The 18,467-nt window shown below is 72.1% G+C and carries 10 protein-coding genes; 2 read left to right on the top strand and 8 right to left on the bottom strand.

Going from position 1 to position 18,467, the window contains the following annotated elements; all coding sequences use genetic code 11:
* Window positions 1-27 precede the first annotated feature (27 nt).
* The 4 genes from ACH5AC_RS33475 to ACH5AC_RS33460 all read right to left on the bottom strand — a co-directional run bounded on the left by ACH5AC_RS33475 (window position 28) and on the right by ACH5AC_RS33460 (window position 7,197).
* Window positions 28-2,004, bottom strand: a complete 1,977-nt coding sequence (locus tag ACH5AC_RS33475; protein WP_398866046.1) for an ATP-dependent DNA helicase — start codon at window positions 2,002-2,004, stop codon at window positions 28-30.
* A gap of 340 nt (window positions 2,005-2,344) precedes the next feature.
* A complete protein-coding gene (locus ACH5AC_RS33470; RefSeq protein WP_398866045.1) occupies window positions 2,345-3,130 on the bottom strand; it encodes a GNAT family N-acetyltransferase in 786 nt (261 codons plus the stop codon).
* Window positions 3,131-3,200: 70 nt separating this feature from the next.
* Window positions 3,201-5,120: an IucA/IucC family protein gene (locus ACH5AC_RS33465; RefSeq protein WP_398866107.1), complete on the bottom strand. Its 1,920-nt coding sequence runs from the start codon at window positions 5,118-5,120 to the stop codon at window positions 3,201-3,203.
* Between the two features lie 286 nt (window positions 5,121-5,406).
* The gene (locus tag ACH5AC_RS33460) at window positions 5,407-7,197 is read right to left on the bottom strand and encodes a diaminobutyrate--2-oxoglutarate transaminase family protein (protein WP_398866044.1); all 1,791 of its coding nucleotides are present in this window, start codon (window positions 7,195-7,197) and stop codon (window positions 5,407-5,409) included.
* Between the two features lie 1,112 nt (window positions 7,198-8,309).
* Between ACH5AC_RS33460 and ACH5AC_RS33455 the strand changes: the two genes are divergently transcribed.
* Both ACH5AC_RS33455 and ACH5AC_RS33450 read left to right on the top strand, forming a co-directional pair.
* Window positions 8,310-9,536: a trypsin-like serine peptidase gene (locus tag ACH5AC_RS33455; RefSeq protein WP_398866043.1), complete on the top strand. Its 1,227-nt coding sequence runs from the start codon at window positions 8,310-8,312 to the stop codon at window positions 9,534-9,536.
* A gap of 209 nt (window positions 9,537-9,745) precedes the next feature.
* Entirely contained in the window at window positions 9,746-10,948 is a 1,203-nt protein-coding gene (locus ACH5AC_RS33450) for a hypothetical protein (RefSeq protein WP_398866042.1), read from the top strand.
* A 64-nt stretch (window positions 10,949-11,012) separates the two neighbouring features.
* Here ACH5AC_RS33450 and hflX read toward each other — a convergent pair whose 3' ends face one another.
* From hflX to dapF, 4 genes are all read right to left on the bottom strand, one after another.
* Entirely contained in the window at window positions 11,013-12,509 is a 1,497-nt protein-coding gene (hflX, locus tag ACH5AC_RS33445; protein ID WP_398866041.1) for a GTPase HflX, read from the bottom strand.
* Window positions 12,510-12,697: 188 nt separating this feature from the next.
* The gene (locus ACH5AC_RS33440; RefSeq protein WP_398866040.1) at window positions 12,698-14,368 is read right to left on the bottom strand and encodes a M1 family metallopeptidase; all 1,671 of its coding nucleotides are present in this window, start codon (window positions 14,366-14,368) and stop codon (window positions 12,698-12,700) included.
* 686 nt (window positions 14,369-15,054) lie between these two features.
* Window positions 15,055-17,274: a RelA/SpoT family protein gene (locus ACH5AC_RS33435; RefSeq protein ID WP_398866039.1), complete on the bottom strand. Its 2,220-nt coding sequence runs from the start codon at window positions 17,272-17,274 to the stop codon at window positions 15,055-15,057.
* A 297-nt stretch (window positions 17,275-17,571) separates the two neighbouring features.
* Window positions 17,572-18,441 carry a diaminopimelate epimerase gene (gene dapF, locus ACH5AC_RS33430; RefSeq protein ID WP_398866038.1) on the bottom strand — a complete coding sequence of 290 codons (870 nt, stop codon included), beginning with the start codon at window positions 18,439-18,441 and terminating at the stop codon, window positions 17,572-17,574.
* Window positions 18,442-18,467: the final 26 nt, after the last annotated feature.

The following is an 18,467-nucleotide window of genomic DNA, read 5'->3' as shown; positions in this document are numbered from 1 at the left end:
CTGTCCCGGCGCTGGGACAGCCCCCGCTCAGTCCGCCTCGGTCTGCTTCGCCACCGCGTCGATCGCCGCGAGCGACTTGCGGACCTGGTTGGGGTCCGTGGTGTACCAGAAGTCGGGCATCGACGCCTTCAGATAGCTCCCGTAGCGCGCCGTGGCCAGCCGCTGGTCCAGTACGGCGACGACGCCGCGGTCCCCCGACGCGCGCACCAGGCGGCCGGCGCCCTGGGCCATGAGCAGCGCGGCATGCGTGGCTGCCACGGCCATGAAGCCGTTGCCCCCGGCGTCCTCCACCGCCTTCTGACGGGCACTCATCAGCGGGTCGTCGGGGCGCGGGAACGGGATCTTGTCCATGACGACCAACTGGCAGCTGGCCCCCGGGACGTCGACGCCCTGCCACAGCGACAGCGTGCCGAAGAGACAGGTCCTCGGGTCCGCCGCGAAGTTCTTGATGAGCTCACCCAGGGTCTCCTCGCCCTGGAGGAGGATGGGGAACTCAGGGATACGGACCCGGAGCTCCTCGGCCGCGATCTGGGCCGCCCGCATCGAGGAGAACAGGCCCAGGGTGCGGCCACCGGCGGCCTGGATCAGCTCGGACAGCTCGTCGAGCATGTCGGCGCGGTCGCCGTCACGCGCGGGGCGTGACAGATGTCGGGCCACGTACAGGATGCCCTGCTTGCGGTAGTCGAACGGCGAGCCCACGTCGATGCCCTTCCACGGGGGCACGTCCTCGCCCTCGGTGCCTTCCGGGGCGAGGCCCAGGGACGCCCCCACGCCGTTGAAGTCACCGCCCAGCTTCAGGGTCGCCGAGGCGAGCACCACGGAACGGTCCGCGAAGAGCTTCTCCCGCAGCAGGCCCGAGACGGACATCGGGGCCACGCGCAGCGAGGCGCCGAAGCGGTCATGGCGTTCGTACCAGACGACGTCCCACTCGGAGCCGTTCACGATCCGCTCCGCCACGTCGTGGACGGTCTCCACCGACGCGAGCGCCTGCTTGCGGACCGCGTCCTCGTCCTGCACGGACTTGTCGCGGGTGGCGCCGATGGCGGAGATGACCGTACGGGCGGCGTCGCGCAGCGCCATGAGGGCGTATGCGAGATCCTCCGGGATCTCCTCCAGACGGCCGGGCAGGGCCAGCTCCATCAGCCGCTCGAAGCCCTCGGCGGCGGTCTGGAGCTGGTCGGCGGCCTTCTCGTTCACAAGTTTGGCGGCGCGCCGCACCGCGCGGTTGACCTGGCCGGGGGTGAGCTCCCCGGTGGCGACGCCCGTGACCCGGGAGACCAGTTCGTGGGCCTCGTCGACGATCAGCACCTCGTGCTGCGGGAGGACCGGGGCGCCCTCGATCGCGTCGATGGCGAGCAGGGCGTGGTTGGTGACGACGACCTCGGAGAGCTTGGCGCGCTCACGGGCCATCTCAGCGAAGCACTCGGCGCCGTAGGCGCACTTCGACGCACCGAGGCACTCGCGGGAGGACACCGACACCTGGGCCCAGGCGCGGTCGGAGACGCCCGGTGTGAGGTCGTCGCGGTCGCCGGACTCCGTCTCGTCCGACCAGTCGCGCAGGCGCAGCAGGTCCTGGCCCAGCTTACTGGTGGGGGCCGCCGCCTCGAACTGGTCGAACAGGCCCTCCTCCTCGTCCTGCGGCACCCCTTCGTGCAGGCGGTGCAGACACAGGTAGTTCGACCTGCCCTTCAGCATCGCGAACTCCGGGCGGCGGCGCAGCAGCGGGTGCAGTGCGTCGACCGTGCGCGGCAGGTCGCGCTCGACGAGCTGGCGCTGGAGCGCCAGGGTGGCGGTGGCCACGACGACCCGCTCGCCGTGTGCGAGCGCGGGCACGAGATAGCCCAGCGACTTACCGGTGCCGGTGCCGGCCTGGACGAGCAGATGGGAGCCGTCGTCGATCGCTTCCGCGACGGCTTCGGCCATGGCCACCTGGCCGGGACGCTCCGTGCCGCCGACGGCGGAGACGGCGGCGTGCAGGAGTTCGGAGAGGGAGGGCTTCGTCATAGCGCGACCACCCTACGGCGAGGGACTGACAAACGAGTGGTCGAGGCGGTGAGGAGGGACTGGATCAAGACCTTGGGCTTCTCGGTGAAGGTGGGTGAAAGGGGAACGAGTGGGCGCGGGAGTAGGAAGGAGAGGGACGGGAGCGGGTGTGGGGCCGGTGGCAGAGGGACTGGAGCAAGTGGGGGAGCCGGTGGGAGGGGGGTGCAGGTGGCAGGAGGGTGGGAGCAGGTGGCAGAGGGCTTGGGGACGGGGCTGGGAAGAAAAGCGGCCGGTGTGGCGAGAAGTAGGAACCGAATCGAGTCGAGCGGTGTACCAGAAGTGACGGAGCCACCGCGGAGCGTCACATCAGGCCACGCAGGGGCCGGTCTCTGATCATGAGCGCGGCCCGCTTCGCCGGCAGATCGACCTCGGCGGAGAAGTGGAAACCGGCGCTCAGGAAGGCGGCGATGGAGGGGGTGTTGCGAAGGTCGGGTTCAGCGACGACCCGCGCACAGGCGGGTCTCCTGTCGAAGACGAGATCGGCGACGGCTCGGAGCAGGACACTGCCGAGTCCTCGCCCGCGGTCGGCGACACCGCCGATGAGGAGGTGGAGTCCGGTGTCGTGCGGTCGAGTCGGACAGTACCGGGCCAGTGGGTCCAGGTCGGCGCGGTAGATCTCCCAGTAGCTCATCGGCGTGCCCTTCAGCAGCCCCAGACACGGGACACTGCGGCCGTCGCCGGAGAGCTGGCGGCGCAGATACTCCTCGGTCACGGTCTCGGGTCCCGCCAGTTCCCAGAAGAACGCGACAGCCGGGTCGTTCATCCAGCGGGCCACGAGGGGCAGATCCCGCTCGACCCGGACGGGGAGGAGGTGGAACGCGCCCACGGGCGTGGCGACGGGTCCCCAGTCGCCCACGTCGTCGAGAAGGTCCGCGGTGGCTCCCACTGTGAGCGCCTCGTCCGCGACGGCGTGGAGGTACTCGCGGGGCAGGCGCAGCTCCAGCGTCTCCTCGCCGTCCGTGCCGTCGGCGTCATCGTTCCCATCGTCGGCCGGGCCGACGCCCGGTGCCGGGCCCACGCCGGTGTCGGTGACGGATCCGGCGTCGGGGGCGGTGCGGGCTTCGGCTCGGGCGTCGGCGGGGGGCACGGGACGCTCCTCTCAGGGGCGGGACAGGTTCCCCGCTGGCGAAGGGGCTTGGCGGTCGGTGTTCAGGGATTCAGCGATACAGGGGGTTGGCGATGGTGACGTAGACGGACTGGGTGTCCACCGGACCGACGAGTTCGTCGAGACCGTGCAGCCGGGTCAGCAGATTGGCCTTGCAGCGCAGGACGGGTGAGTCGAGCAGACGGGTGGGCAGCGAGCCGCGCAGCCGGTGCGGGCCGGAGGCGGTGTCCTGGAGGAAGCGGCGGAAGGCGGCGAGCAGCAGTTCCTCGTCGGCGAGCCGCTGGTACCCCAGGGCTCCGATCAGTCCCAGCACGTTGTTGACGCCGAGGTAGTACGTGAAACGTTCGTCGGTGACCTCGTCGGAGACGAAGGTGTCGCTGTGCTCGCCGATGCCGGACAGCCGGGCGTCGAGGTCCGTGCGACGGGACTCGCGGAAGTAGTAGCCCTGGTTGTCACGGTAGCGGCCACCGGCAGGCCAGCCGTCGGTGTCCAGCAGGAGGAGGGTGTTCTGCTGGTGGGCCTCCAGTGCGACGCCCGCCTCGCCGTCAAGCCACAGCACGGGACGGACCACCTCGCGGAGGTAGCGCAGGAACCACTCGGCGACCACGGCGCCTCGCGGGCGTCCGGTGCGCGCGGCGAGACGCGTGAGGACGGTGACCAGCCGGGAGCGGGTGACGGTCGCGCCGCAGGCGGCCGGGCCACGGCAACCGGTGTCGGACTCGGCGAACCCCGCGGCGGAGACGTCGGTGGGCGCCAGGGCGCTCGGCCGGGGCGAGACGAGCCCGGCGACGCAGGAGACGTCGTCGGTCGGCGCGAACGGGTTGTGCCGGACGACCACGTCCAGCCCGGTCACCGGGGTCCCGTCCGGCCCGTCGACGGCGAGCCAGGCCGGGTCTCGTACGAGGTCGAAGCCCGGGTGGGCGGCCCGCCACTGCTGGGACAGACCGGCGCGCAGCAGACGGTGGACCTCGACACCGCGATGGAGTTCCTTGCGGAGGTTCTCACGGCGGGAGTTGGTGATGCGCAGGCCCAGCGACAGCTTGAGCATCGCGGCGGCATCGGAACGGTAAACGGTACGGACGGAGGAGGTGGGGTGCCACGGCAGACCATGGGGTCCCAGGTCGCGGAGCAGCCCCGCGTCGAACAGGGCGGCGATCTCGGGGCGATGGCGGACCGCGCGCAGCTGCCACGGGTGCAGCGGCAGGGCGGCCCAGCCGTCGGGCAGGGGCAGCCTGGTCCCGGCCAGTCGGGACGTCAGCTGGTCCGCGCGAACGGGTCGACCGCGTTCCGTCCAGGCGGAGTCGGTGGCGAGAAGGGAAGGGGAGACGGCCAGCCAGTGCAAGGGGAAGGAGCCGCGCAACTCGGGTGAGTACAGCCGGGCCTCGGCGTCGGACAGGCCCTCCCGGCTCTTGGGGGTCGGGTGCAGAGGGTGGCCGAGCATCAGAGCCTGCTCGGCGGAGAGGAACAGGTCGGGCCCATCGGCGGGTCGGGCGCGGCGTTCAGCGATGAAGGTCGCGGTGCGGCTCACGGAGTCGGCGACCCGGGCGACCAGGGCGACGGTGTCGGCGGGGCCGGGCCCGCCGACGGTACGAGGTGTGCTGTCCGCACCGGGCGCATCGGCGCCGACGGTTGCTTCGTCGGCCTCGGGCGTCCCGTATGCCGACTCGCGCGCCAGCAGGGCCGCGACCGTGACCGCGTCGGCGGGCGGACACGGTGCCGGGGCGTCGGCCAGACGGGGCGGGCCGAAGCGGTGCCAGCCCGTCGGGGACCAGTAGTGGACCGGGACGAGTAGCGCCGTGCCGGAGGCCGGGAGGGAGATGCGGAGAACATCGTCCACGGGGGCGGGCAGGCCCGTCTCGCGGACCCAGCAGCGCAGGAGGTTCTCCACGGCGGCGGTCTGGGCCGCGGTGTGCGGGTCGGGGTGATCCAGGGCATCGAGGCCGGTGTCCCCGGGCGGCCGGAGGGACGGGATGGCCTGTGGCTGTCGGGGGACGGTGGCCGAGGCCGTTGGGGAGGACGAGGGAGCGGTGGGAGGAGTGGGCGTGCAGGGACGGGAGTTGGCGGACGGGGAGGAGGGGGTCAAGACGGTTCCTCAAGGGGTGGGGCACGGAGCGGTTGGGTCGGAGCGAGGACGAGGAGGTGCGGGAGAGGTGAAGGTCAGGGGCGGGAAAGGCCGCTTGGGAAGGGTGCCGCCGGATGCCGCTGGGACCTCGGCGGGTACGCCGTCGACGGCGGGGCTGGCACGTCGGTCGTGCGGTCTATGGCGAGCCTGCGCCGGGGTCGCGAGGCGGGTCGCTGTCGCCGTTGCCCGGTTGTCGGCGGGGCGGTTCTGCGCGGGGGCGTGTCCGGGCGCGTTCGCGTCGCGCTGGACGGCAGACCTGCTCGGGGTCCACCGCCGCCACCGCGTCGGCGAGCCGGTCGAGCACGGCCGCCGCCTGGTCCTCGGTGATCGTCAGGGGCGGCAGAAGCCGGACCACGCTCGCGTGGCGCCCGCCGAGTTCCACGATCAGACCCCGGCGGAGGCACTCCCGCTGGACGGCTGCCGCGAGCTCGGGGGCGGCGGGACGGGGGAAGCGGTCGGGCCATGGCCCGCTCGGCAAGGCCATCCCCAAGGCGCCCGCGTCGGCCGGACGGGCCTCGCCGTGGCCACCTTCGCCGCGGTGCGCGACGGTCGGACGAGCCCCGCCGTGGGCCCCATCGCCGGCACCCGCGCCGGTCGGCCCAGCCACGCCGTAGCCCCCATCGCCACCAGGCCCGCTGGTCGGGCCATCCCCGCCGTAGCCCCCATCGCCGGCACCCGCGCCGCTCGAATCGGCCCCGTCACGCCCGGTGCTGGAGTCGCCAGCGTCCGCGCCGCTCCCCCGCGCACACTTCCCCTCCGGGTCGACGATCTCCAGCCCGATCATCAGCCCTCGCCCCCGGACATCTCCGACATGGGCGAACTCGCCGGAGAGTGGCATGAGTTGGCGCAGCATGCGGTCGCCGAGGGCGGCCGCATGGTCGGCGAGGCGGTGTTCGCGGACGTGGGCGAGGGTGGCGGTACCGGCGGCCATGGCGAGTTGGTTGCCGCGGAACGTGCCCGCGTGGGCGCCGGGTTCCCATACGGCGAGGTCGTCGCGGTAGACGACGACGGCCAGGGGCAGACTGCCACCGATGGCCTTGGACAGGACCATCACGTCGGGGGTGATCCCGCTGTGCTCGACGGCCCAGAAGGCGCCCGTGCGGCCGACTCCGGTCTGGATCTCGTCGGCGATGAGCGGGACGGACCGGTCCGCGGTGATCTCCCGCATACGGCGCACCCAGGCGTCCGGAGCGGGGATCACCCCGCCCTCGCCCTGCACGGGTTCGAGGATCATCCCGGCGGGCCTGCGCACACCGGACTTGGGGTCGTCGAGGACGGACTCCGTCCAGCGGGCGGCGAGTTCGGCGCCCCGCTCGCCGCCGACGCCGAACGGGCAGCGGTAGTCGTACGGGTAGGGCAGGCGGGTGACCCGTACGTCCTCCGCGTGGCCGGAGGCGTCCAGGGCGCCGGCGGTCATGCCGTGGTAGGCGCCGGTGAAGGCCAGGGCTCCCGTCCGGCCGGTCGCGGCCCGCACCAGTTTGAGGGCGGCCTCCACAGCGTCCGTACCGGCTGGACCGCAGAACTGCACGCGCGCGTGGTCGGCGAGACCGGGCGGCAGGGTGCGGAACAGCTCGGTGACGAAGGCGTCCTTGACGGGAGTGGCAAGGTCGAGGACGTGCAGGGGCGCACCCGAGTCGAGGACTTTGCGGATCGCCTCCAGGACGACGGGGTGGTTGTGGCCGAGGGCCAGGGTGCCGGCGCCGGAGAGACAGTCGAGGTAGCGGCGGCCGTCCGCACCTTCGATGGTCAGCCCACGTGCCCGCACCGGCACGATGGGCAGGGCGCGCGCGTAGGTGCGAGCCGCGGACTCGCGCGCGGACTGGCGCCGCAGGATGCCCTCGTGCGCGGGGCGCACACCGATGCGCCCTCCGGCGGCTCCTTTCCGTTCCCCGACGCCCTCTCCGGACGCAGACTCGGTCACGGTCACGGCTCCCTGTCCTCCCGCTGTCCAAGGCGAGTTCGATCATCGCGGACTGTGCGCCCGTGGCCTGCGGGCTCCCGTCGCTGCTGTCCGGTGCACCGATCCGAACGGTCCCGGCCGATTCCTGGGCGACGCCGCCCCGCCCCTCCGCTGCTCTTCCGCACGGAGCCCGCCCGCAGGCACCAGGCTCCTCACCGCTACCAACCGCGAAAGGTCCCGCGGGTTACGGGTCAGCACAAGATCATCGCGGTGATCGAACCATCGCCGGGCCGGCGCGGTACGAGGCTGCCTGGCGGCCAAGAGATCCGCACGCTCTTCCCGCTGGCCCAGCGGGCGCCGGCGGCCCGTCAGCCTGCGGTCGCCCTCGCCGACGAGGCCGTCGCCGAGCAGGTGGGCACGGCGGCCGACGGCCTGCGGGACATCACGGCCTGCGGCGCCGAAGACGTCGTACGCGCGCGTGCCCGCGCCGTTTCGACGAGGCGGCCGTCGCGGCTCGCGCCCTGGTCCGGCTCACCGCGCCGCGCACGGCGCGCTGGGGCGACAGACCGCCGGTCGGCGGCCACCTCGCGGCCCCCTGGGCAAGGGGGCGAATTCCAGGGGCCGTTCCTCCCGACGAGGTGGACACGTCCAGCGCCGGCGCCTGGCTCGGACAAGCGGGCGCCGCGGCGCAGACGAGCACCACGGCCCGGCACTCGGGCAGCCGCGCCGCCGGCTCCAGCGAGGTGTCGAGCGTCCCGTCCGCGCCGCCGTCGATGACGGCCACATCGGGCCGCTGCGAGAGGGGCCTGTGCGGATGGTCTCGTTGCGGCACGGTGCCGCCGCGATCACTTCGATGTCCGCCTCATCGGTCAGCAGGGCGGCGAGAGCCCCCGCGCGCCAGGTCTGCCTCCTCAACGAGCCCGAACACGGATCGACATTGCTCCCACCCGGCCGTACGCGGCCTCGATCGCGAGGCTCCGGAGTCACCCGAAGTGCCGTAGGACCCGGTGATCTGGCAGGTCAGGCCCCTTGTAGCCGAACCGTTGCCGTTCCATGGGAAGTCCCCCACGGCGAACGCATATCGTGTGAGGCCGTTGCGCCTCAGCTCCAAGTTCACCGAAAACAGGGGGAGTAAAACCATGCGATCGATACGGCCGCCGTTCACCGCTCGTCGGGGAGGGAACACGGGCCGCGGAACGTCCCCCGCCCTCACCGCCGTTGCCCTCGCCTCCGTGCTCATGCTCACCACGACCGCCTGCGAGTCGGATGACACCGAGGCGAACGGCCAGGCGTCCGCGTCCGCTTCGGCCGCCGCGGGCGACGGGAAGATCCAGATCCCGCAGGACATCAAGGACCGGCTCAAAGAGCACGGGATCGACCTCGACAAGTGGAAGAACGGCGAGTGGAAGAACTGGAACAAGGACGACTGGCTGCGCGAGGCGCAGGACTTCGTCAACCCGATCATCGAGGGCCTGTGGGACCCGGACCGGATGCGGGACGCCGAGGACCCGGACCGCGGTGTCGACGACGGTGACCTGGCCGGCGACCAGGGCGTGACCGACCCGACGCCGCAGCCGGTGGAGGCGCGGGCGGTGCCGGCGACGTACCACACCAACGCGCCCGAGGCCGGCAAGGTGTTCTTCGACTCCCCCGAGGGCACGATGGTCTGCTCGGCGACGGTGGTCCAGGACCCGGCGCACCCGGGGAAGTCCAACCTGGTGTGGACGGCGGGCCACTGTGTGCACGCCGGCAAGGAGGGCGGCTGGTACCGCAACATCGCGTTCGTGCCGTCGTACAACGACTCGGTCCTGTCGACCGACAAGCTGGAGACCGCGACCCGGGAGCAGGTCGCTCCGTACGGTGTGTGGTGGGGCGACTGGGTGCAGACCTCGGACCAGTGGATCGAGCAGGGCGGCCAGACCGGCGGTGACGGCGCGGCCTACGACTTCGCCGTGATCCATGTGACGCCGGAGAAGGGTGCGTCCGGCAAGTCGCTGGAGGAGATGGTCGGTTCGGCGCTGCCGGTCGACTTCAACGCGCCGGCCGTGACGAAGGTGCCGAGCATCACGGCGACCGGCTACCCGGCGGGGCCTCCGTACGACGGCCAGAAGCTGTACCAGTGTCAGGACAGGCCGGGACGGCTGTCGTTGGCCTCCTCTGACCCGACGATGTACCGCATCGGCTGCACGATGACGGGCGGTTCGTCCGGCGGCGGCTGGGTCGCGGCCGGTTCGGACGGCAAGCCTGCGCTGGTGTCCAACACCTCGATCGGCCCGGCCGACGCCGGCTGGCTGGCGGGCCCGCGGCTGGGCGAGGTGGCCAAGGGTGTCTTCGACGCGGTGAGTGAGAAGTACGCCGGTCAGTGACTCGCGCCGGCACGGACGGCGGTGGGCGTCTCACGGAAACCTTCACCGGCTCACCGCCGTTCGTTCCGAATTCCGCGGGCATAGTGGGGTGTCGCCGCATAGTGGGGTGTCGCCACCGCGCTCCGCACACGAGGGCTCGCTCTCGGCTGACAAGCACATGATTTGCGCCAATTCAGGCATTCGCACGCTCACGGGGGTCATCGCACCACATGCGTTCCACACGTACGTCCATCGCGCCCGGATCCGGCCGACGGAGCACCCTGCTCGCGGCCACCGGTCTCGTCGCCGTCCTGGCCCTCACGGCCACCGCCTGCGGCGGCGGTGACGACGACAAGGCGGCCGACGGGCCCACCGCCACCGCCTCCCAGGCCGCCGACGGCAAGGTCAGCATCCCGTCCGACATCGCCGACCGGCTCGAGGAGCACGGCATCGACGTCGAGGACTGGGCGAACGGCGGCTGGCAGGACTGGGACAAGGACAAGTGGCTCAGTGAGGCCAAGGACTTCGTCAACCCGGTGATCGCGGGCCTGTGGCAGCCGGAGCGGATGAAGTCCGCGAAGGAGGCCAACAAGACGATCACGACGCAGGACGCCTCCGCCGACCAGGGGGTCAGCGACGCAGAACCCGCGCCCGTCGAGGCGACGGCGGAGAAGACGCCGTACCACGAGAACGCGGCCCCGGTGGGCAAGGTCTTCTTCGACACCCCCGACGGCCCGGCCGTCTGCTCCGGCACGGTCATCAAGGACGTGAACCACCCGGGCAAGTCCAACCTCGTGTGGACGGCCGGCCACTGTGTGCACGCGGGCGGCGACGGCGGCTGGTACCGCAACATCGTCTTCGTCCCGGCCTACAACGACCTCGGCAAGAGCGAGGCGCAGCTGAAGAACGCCACGTTCACCGAGATGGCGCCCTACGGCAACTGGTGGGCGGACTGGGCCTCGACGTCCGGCGAGTGGATCGAGGGCGGCGCGGAGACGGGCGGCGCGGGTGCCCCGTACGACTACTCCGTGCTGCATGTGCAGCCGGAGCAGGGCGGCAAGTCGTTGGAGGAGACGGTCGGCGCGGCGCTGGCCGTCGACTTCTCCGCGCCGTCCGCGACCGAGGTGGGCACGATGGGCGCCTGGGGATACCCGGCGGCAGCGCCCTACAACGGGCTGAAGATGTTCAAGTGCCTCGACCGGCCCGGCCGGCTGTCGCTGAACCCGACGCTGCCGACGATGTACCGCATCGGCTGCACCATGACCGGCGGTTCGTCCGGCGGCGGCTGGTTCCGAGTGGTGGACGGCGAGACCAGGTTGGTGTCCAACACCTCCATCGGCCCGGCCGACAACACCTGGCTGGCGGGCCCGCAGCTGGGCGCGCAGGCCGAGGCGATGTACCAGAACATGAGCAAGAAGTACGGCGGTCGGTGACCGACCGACGAGGCGGGGCCCGCCCCCTGTCGCAGGGTGCGGGCCCCGCCTCGTGGGCGCTGTGTCAGACGGCCGCCGAAGCCGGGACGTACGGAGCGAGGTCCGCCGCCAGTTCCTCGTGCACCCGCACTTTCAGCAGGGTGCCCTCCGCGGTGTGCTCCGTGGAGATCACCTCGCCCTCGGTGTGGGCGCGGGCGACCAGCTTGCCGTGCGTGTACGGCACGAGGGCCTCGATCTCGACGGACGGCCGGGGCAGCTCGCTGTCGATCAGGGCGAGCAGCTCGGCGATGCCCTGGCCGGTGCGCGCCGAGACCGCGATCGATCGCTTCTCGATCCGCAGCATCCGCTGCAGCTCCAGCGGGTCCGCCGCGTCCGCCTTGTTGATCACGACGATCTCGGGTACGTCGGTGGCGCCGACGTCCCTGATCACCTCCCGTACGGCGAGCAGCTGCTCCTCCGGGTTGGGGTGCGAGCCGTCCACCACGTGCAGGATCAGGTCGGACTCGCCGACCTCCTCCATGGTGGAGCGGAACGCCTCGACCAGGTGGTGCGGCAGATGGCGGACGAAACCGACCGTGTCCGCCAGTGTGTACAGCCGACCGCTCGGGGTCTCCGCCCGGCGGACGGTCGGGTCGAGGGTCGCGAACAGGGCGTTCTCGACCAGCACGCCCGCGCCCGTGAGGCGGTTGAGCAGGGACGACTTACCGGCGTTGGTGTAGCCGGCGATGGCCACGGACGGCACCTTGTGGCGCTTGCGCTCCTGGCGCTTGATCTCGCGGCCGGTCTTCATGTCCGCGATCTCCCGGCGCATCTTCGCCATCTTCTCGCGGATCCGTCGCCGGTCCGTCTCGATCTTGGTCTCACCGGGGCCACGGGTGGCGAGGCCGCCGCCCTTGCCGCCGCCCATCTGGCGGGACAGCGACTGACCCCAGCCGCGCAGCCTCGGCAGCATGTACTGCATCTGGGCGAGCGCGACCTGTGCCTTGCCCTCTCGGGACTTGGCGTGCTGGGCGAAGATGTCGAGGATCAGGGCCGTACGGTCGATGACCTTGACCTTGACGACGTCCTCGAGGTGGATCAGCTGGCCCGGGCTCAGCTCACCGTCGCAGATGACAGTGTCCGCGCCCGATTCGAGGACGATGTCGCGCAGCTCGTCGGCCTTGCCGGAGCCGATGTAGGTGGCCGCGTCGGGCTTGTCGCGGCGCTGGATCACGCCGTCGAGCACGAGAGCGCCCGCGGTCTCCGCGAGGGCGGCGAGCTCGGCGAGCGAGTTCTCCGCGTCCTGCACGGTCCCCGAGGTCCAGACGCCGACGAGGACGACCCGCTCCAGGCGGAGCTGACGGTACTCGACCTCGGTGACGTCCTCGAGCTCGGTGGAGAGGCCCGCCACGCGGCGCAGAGCCGCGCGCTCGGAGCGGTCGAACTGGTCGCCGTCCCGCTCTCCGTCGATCTCGTGGCTCCAGGCGACGTCCTCTTCCATCAGGGCATCGGCCCGAAGACCTTCGGGGTAGGCGTGCGCGAAGCGCTGGGTGTCCTGGGAAGGGGAAGAAGAGGAGGTCATTGGGTCCTTACGTCGTTGGGGATGCCGATTCGGCGGTCACACTGCACAACGCACGAGTGCCCCGGGAGATTCCCGTGTGCCCCGGAACCTGTGTGCCAGGAGATTCGCGTGCCCCGTGCCGCGCCGTCCCGACGATGGTCGCACGGGACGGCCCGTCTCGTCACCGCCTTATTTCGCGGGCGTCGCCCTTATTCCGCGGGGGTCCGCACCGACGCCGCCGGGGTCCAGTCCGGGTGGCCGGGCATGGGCGGGGTCTTCTCGCCGTAGAGCCAGCCCTGGAAGAAGCCGTCGAGGTCACGGCCGGAGATCCGGCCGGCCAGCTCGATGAAGTCGGCCGTGGTCGCCGTGCCGTCCCGGTGCTCCTGCACCCAGGCCCGCTGCAGCTGCTCGAAGGAGCGCCGGCCGATCGTCTCCCGCAGGGCGTACAGGACGAGTGCGGCGCCGTCGTAGACGTTCGCGCGGAAGATGCCGATCTTCTGGCCGGGCTCGGGGGCCTTGGGGGCGGCGGGCGGGCCGCCGGCGGTGCGCCAGCGGTCGGAGGCGCCGTACGCGGCCTTCATCCGCGCCTCCATCGACCGCTTGCCCTTCTCCTCCGCGTACAGGGCCTCGTACCAGGTGGCGTGCCCCTCGTTCAGCCACAGGTCGGACCAGACGCGCGGGCTGACACTGTCGCCGAACCACTGGTGGGCCAGTTCGTGCACCATGATCGACTCGACGTACCAGGCGGGGTAGGCGGGCTGGGTGAACAGGTCGCGCTCGAAGAGGGAGAGGGTCTGCGTCTCCAGTTCGAAGCCGGTGGAGGCGTCGGCCACGAGCAGGCCGTAGGTCTCGAAGGGGTACGGGCCGACCCGCTCCTCCATCCAGGAGATCTGCTCGGGCGTCTTCTTCAGCCACGGCTCCAGGACGGCGCGGTCCTTGGTGGGCACGACATCGCGCACGGGCAGTGCGTGCGGTCCCTCGCGGTGCAGCACGGTGGAGCGACCGATCGAGATCTGCGCGAGTTCCGTGGCCATGGGGTGCCGGGTGCGATACGTCCATGTGGTGGCCTGTCCTACGCGGTCGACGCCGGCCGGCAGTCCGTTGGCGACGGCCGTGTAGCCGTTCGGAGCGGTGATCCGCATGGTGAACAGGGCCTTGTCGGACGGGTGGTCGTTACACGGGAACACCAGGTGGGCGGCGTCGGCCTGGTTGGCCATGGCCAGCCCGTCCGAGGTGCGCACCCAGCCGCCGTCACGGTCGGGGCCGGAGACGGGGTCACTGGTGTGCCGCACGGTGATCCGCATCCAGCTGTCGTCGGGCAGGGGGTCCTTCGGCGTGACGACCAGATCGTCCCCGGCGACGGCGAAGGAGGCCGCCTCACCGTCGACCTCCACCGAGTCGACCTTCCCGTGGGCGAAGTCGAGGTTGACGCGGTCGAGCGGGGTGGTGGTCCAGGCGTCGATGGTCGTGACCGCCTGCAGCGGCTTGCTGTTGCTGCCGGAGTACGTGAAGGACAGGTCGTACGCCGCTACGTCGTACCCGGGGTTCCCTAGATACGGGAAGAGCCGGTCACCCACACCCAGCGGCTCCGCCGGGGCACTGGCGGCGACCAGAACGAGCGACACGGCGGAGGCGAGCAGCGCACCGACACGCAGCCGACGGGCTCGCCTCCCCCGGGGGCTGGGGGCTGCGGGGGGCGCCTTGAGGGTGCTGTGGGGCGGCGGAGAGGCAGGGCCGAGGGGCGGGGCGTCGGCGGCGGAGCGCCGGGCCTCGGGGGTGGCGTGCGGGGCATCGGCACCGGACTGGGGAGCCTCGGTGTGGGCCCGAGCAGTGGGCGCGGGGCCGTAGCGGTGGGCGTGATCGCGGGGGGTCAACGGCATGCACCACGGCTACCAGCGCGAACCTGCACCACGGCGACGACGCGCGCCCGGCCCACCCGAACGGGTTGCCCACGAGCACGTAGCGCTGACGGACGGTACGACGGCACCGTCAGGGCTCACGCGCGCGTGCCCCGCGCTCCTGACGCGGGAGAACTCGTACGGCGTCCTGGACGGATGGTGGCGGATTCCGGCGCCCACGCGTGCGTGGCCGGGCCATGCGCGGTGCATCTCCCCGATCCTGCTCCCACGCCCGCGCGGGCGGGCCCGTCGGCAGCGTGCTGGGCATCGCCGGCACAACTGCGCGCCCACGCGCATCCGGGGCGGCCCCACCGGGTGTCGATCTGGTGCGGATTCGCCTCTGCGCCCCCACCTGCGTGTGGCGCGGCCCGACAGCGGCCTGGGGACACCGCCAGCTCATCCCGGCGCCCACCCGCGTGGCCCGGCCCCACAGCAGGGCCATGAGCACCTTCCTGCGCCCACGCGCGCGGCCCAGTCCGGCCGCAGTGCGACGGGCACAGCCGGCGCGTCCCTGCACCACACGCACGTGGGTGCACCCGGCACCGGCAGGCGGGCAAGGCCCGCGCGTCCCTGGGTTCACGCGTGCGTGAGCCCGCGCGCGAGCCTCGGGCGTGCACGCCGACCCAACGCCCGGACTATGCCCGCGCGCGGCCCCGCCCCCGTCGTTCTCAGGTCGTCGGCACGTGGTGCTGGGCGCGGCTGACGTCGTACACGCCCGGGACGTTGCGCATCGCGCGCATCAGGGTCGGCAGGCCGGCCGCGTCGGGGAGGCGGACGGTGTAGCTGTGGCGGACGCGCTGCTGGGTCGGGGGCGCGACGGTGGCGGCGATGATCTCGGCGCCTTCGAGGGCCATCGCCTCGGTGAGGTCGGCCAGCAGATGAGGGCGGCCGAACGATTCAGCGACGAGCGTGACCCGGCACTCCGTGCTGTCCCCCCAGCGCACGTCGACCTCCGCGCGCCCCCCGTCCTTCATCCGCGCCACGGCGGCACACTCCACGCGGTGCACGGTCACCACTCCCCCGCGCACCGCGAATCCGGTGACCTCGTCGGACGGTACGGGCGTACAGCAGCCGGCGAGCCGCACGCTCGCGTCGGGCCGCCCGTCGACGGCGATCGCGGCACCGGCCCGGGCGGCGGAGACGCCGGCGAGGGGACGGCCGTACGTACCCTCCGAGGCCGCCAGGTCCGCGGCCGCCCGCCGCATGTCGTCCTGCGCCGGTACCGCCCCCGCGGCGGCACCGGACAGCACTTCCGCTCCTTCGCCGTCCTCGCCGCCTCCGTCCACGACGTCCGCAGCCCCCCGATGGGTGGCCAGCCACCTCTGGATGGCGATCCGGGCGGCAGGGGTGTGCGCGTGGTCCAGCCACTCTCTGGAGGGCTCGGAGGCCGGGTCCTGGCCCATGAGGAGCTGGACGGTGTCGCCGTCCCGCAGAACGGTGCTCAGGGTCGCCAGCCGACCGTTGACGCGCGCGCCGATGCACGCGTGCGCGTCCTCGCCGTACTGCGCGTACGCGGCGTCGACACACGTCGCCCCCTCGGGGAGCCCGAGTGTGCCGCCGTCGGGGCGGAAGACGGTGATCTCCCGGTCCTGGGCGAGGTCCTCCCGCAGGGTGGACCAGAAGGTGTCGGGGTCGGGCGCGGCCCGCTGCCAGTCGAGGAGCCGGGAGAGCCACCCGGGCCGGGTGGGGTCGACGCGCTCGCCGTCCCCCGTGGACTGCTCCTCCGCGGGGGCGGCGTAGGGGTTGCCGAGCGCGACGACCCCGGCCTCGGCGACCTTGTGCATCTGGTGGGTGCGGATGAGGACTTCGACGACCTGGCCGTCCTCGCGGGCGACGGCGGTGTGCAGCGACTGGTACAGGTTGAACTTCGGTACGGCGATGAAGTCCTTGAACTCCGAGACGACGGGCGTCATACAGGTGTGGAGTTCGCCGAGGACGGCATAGCAGTCGGCGTCCTCGTTCACCAGGACCAGCAGCCGCCCGAAGTCTGCGCCGCGCAACTGTCCGCGCTTGCGGGACACGCGGTGCAGGGAGACGAAGTGCCGGGGCCGGATGAGGACTTCGGCCTGGATGTCGGCGTCGCGCAGGACCGTGCGCATGGCCTCGGAGAACTCCGCGAGCGGGTCGTCCGCGCGGGAGGCGTTCTCGACGATCAGTTCGCGCGTGTGCTCGTACTCCTCGGGATGGAGGATGGCGAAGACCAGGTCCTCCAGCTCGGTCTTGAGCGCCTGGACGCCCAGCCGTTCGGCGAGCGGGATCAGGACGTCCCGCGTCACCTTGGCGATGCGCGCCTGTTTCTCGGGGCGCATCACGCCCAGGGTGCGCATGTTGTGCAGTCGGTCGGCGAGTTTGATCGACATCACGCGGACGTCGTTGCCGGTGGCGACGAGCATCTTGCGGAAGGTCTCGGACTCCGCGGCGGCGCCGTAGTCGACCTTCTCCAACTTGGTGACGCCGTCGACGAGATAGCGCACCTCTTCGCCGAACTCGGCACCGACCTGATCGAGCGTCACTTCCGTGTCCTCGACGGTGTCGTGCAGCAAGGACGCCGTCAACGTCGTGGTCTCGGCGCCGAGTTCGGCCAGGATCAGGGTCACGGCGAGCGGGTGCGTGATGTACGGCTCGCCGCTCTTGCGCATCTGGCCGCGGTGCGAGGACTCGGCGAGGACGTAGGCGCGGCGCAGCGGTTCGAGGTCGGCGTCGGGGTGGTGGGCGCGGTGGGCGTCGACGACATGGCCGATGGCGTCGGGCAGCCTGTCGCGTGAGGTGGGCCCGAGCAGGGCGGCGCGGCCCAGTCGGCGCAGGTCGATCCGGGGGCGGCTGCGCCTGCGGGTCGCCGCAGGCACCACCGGGCCTGGGGTCGCGGGATTCGTGGCCTCCGCACTCATGGGCACCTCCGGCTGCGTGGACCGGCGGACGGGGTGCCCCAGGGCGGGCACGGCTCAGGGGACTGACAACGTCCCCCGTCCGGGCCGGTGCTTGATGCTACCGAGCCCATCACGTGCGACCGACCGGCTCTCGCCGAGCGTGAAACGGATCACCCATTCGAGCGATGAAACGCAGGTTTACGGTTTCGAGCCATCAGAAGTGGAGCGGGTCGGCATCTCGAACCCGGATCCGGCGCTCGAGGGCGTGTTCATGCAGCGTGTGCACCACCGGACCTGCGATACGAAGCCTCGCCCCGCTCAGCCTGCGGCGGTTTCCAGCCACTCCGGGGCGATCTGGCCCTCGGCGACGATCACCGCCGGGCCGGTCATCTCGATCTCGCCGTCGGGCCGCTCGGTGATCACCAGTCGGCCGCCGGGTACGTCCACGGTGTAGGTGACGGGCGTACCGGTCATGGTCGGGTCGGCTCCGTCACGGCGGGCGGTGGCCACGGCGACCGCGCACGCGCCCGTGCCGCACGAGCGGGTCTCGCCGGCCCCGCGCTCGTGCACGCGCAGGGCGACGTGCCGGGGGCCGCGGTCGACGACGAACTCGACGTTGACCCCGTCCGGGTAGGCGGAGGCCGGGCTGAACGGCGGCGGGGAGTACAGGTCACCCGCGTGCGTGAGGTCGTCGACGAAGGCCACCGCGTGCGGGTTGCCCATGTTCACGTTCCGCGCGGGCCAGCTGCGCTCGCCGACGCTCACCGTGACCTCGCCCTCGGGGAGGACCGCGCGGCCCATCCCGACCGTGATGTCGCCCTCCTTGGCGATGTGCACGGTCTTCACGCCCCCGCGCGTGGCGATCGCGAGGTCGCCCTCGGAGACGAGGCCGACATGCTGGAGGTAGCGGGCGAAGACCCGGACGCCGTTGCCGCACATCTCCGCGATCGAGCCGTCGCCGTTGCGGTAGTCCATGAACCACTCGGCCTCGCCCGCGAGGTGCGCCGCCTCCGGGTGCGCGGCGGACCGCACGACGTGCAGCAGCCCGTCCCCGCCGATGCCCGCGCGACGGTCGCACAGCGCGGCCACGGTGGCGGGGGGCAGGTCGATGGCGTTCTCGGGGTCCGGGACGATCACGAAGTCGTTCTCGGTGCCGTGCCCCTTGAGGAAGGCGATCCGCGTGCTCATTCCTCGATCGTACGGGGTGGCTACGA

Origin of the sequence: Streptomyces sp. NPDC018693 (genome assembly GCF_044391385.1) — a bacterium.
In the GTDB taxonomy this organism is placed as follows: Bacteria; Actinomycetota; Actinomycetes; order Streptomycetales; family Streptomycetaceae; genus Streptomyces.
This window is presented reverse-complemented; position numbering and strand designations above follow the sequence as displayed.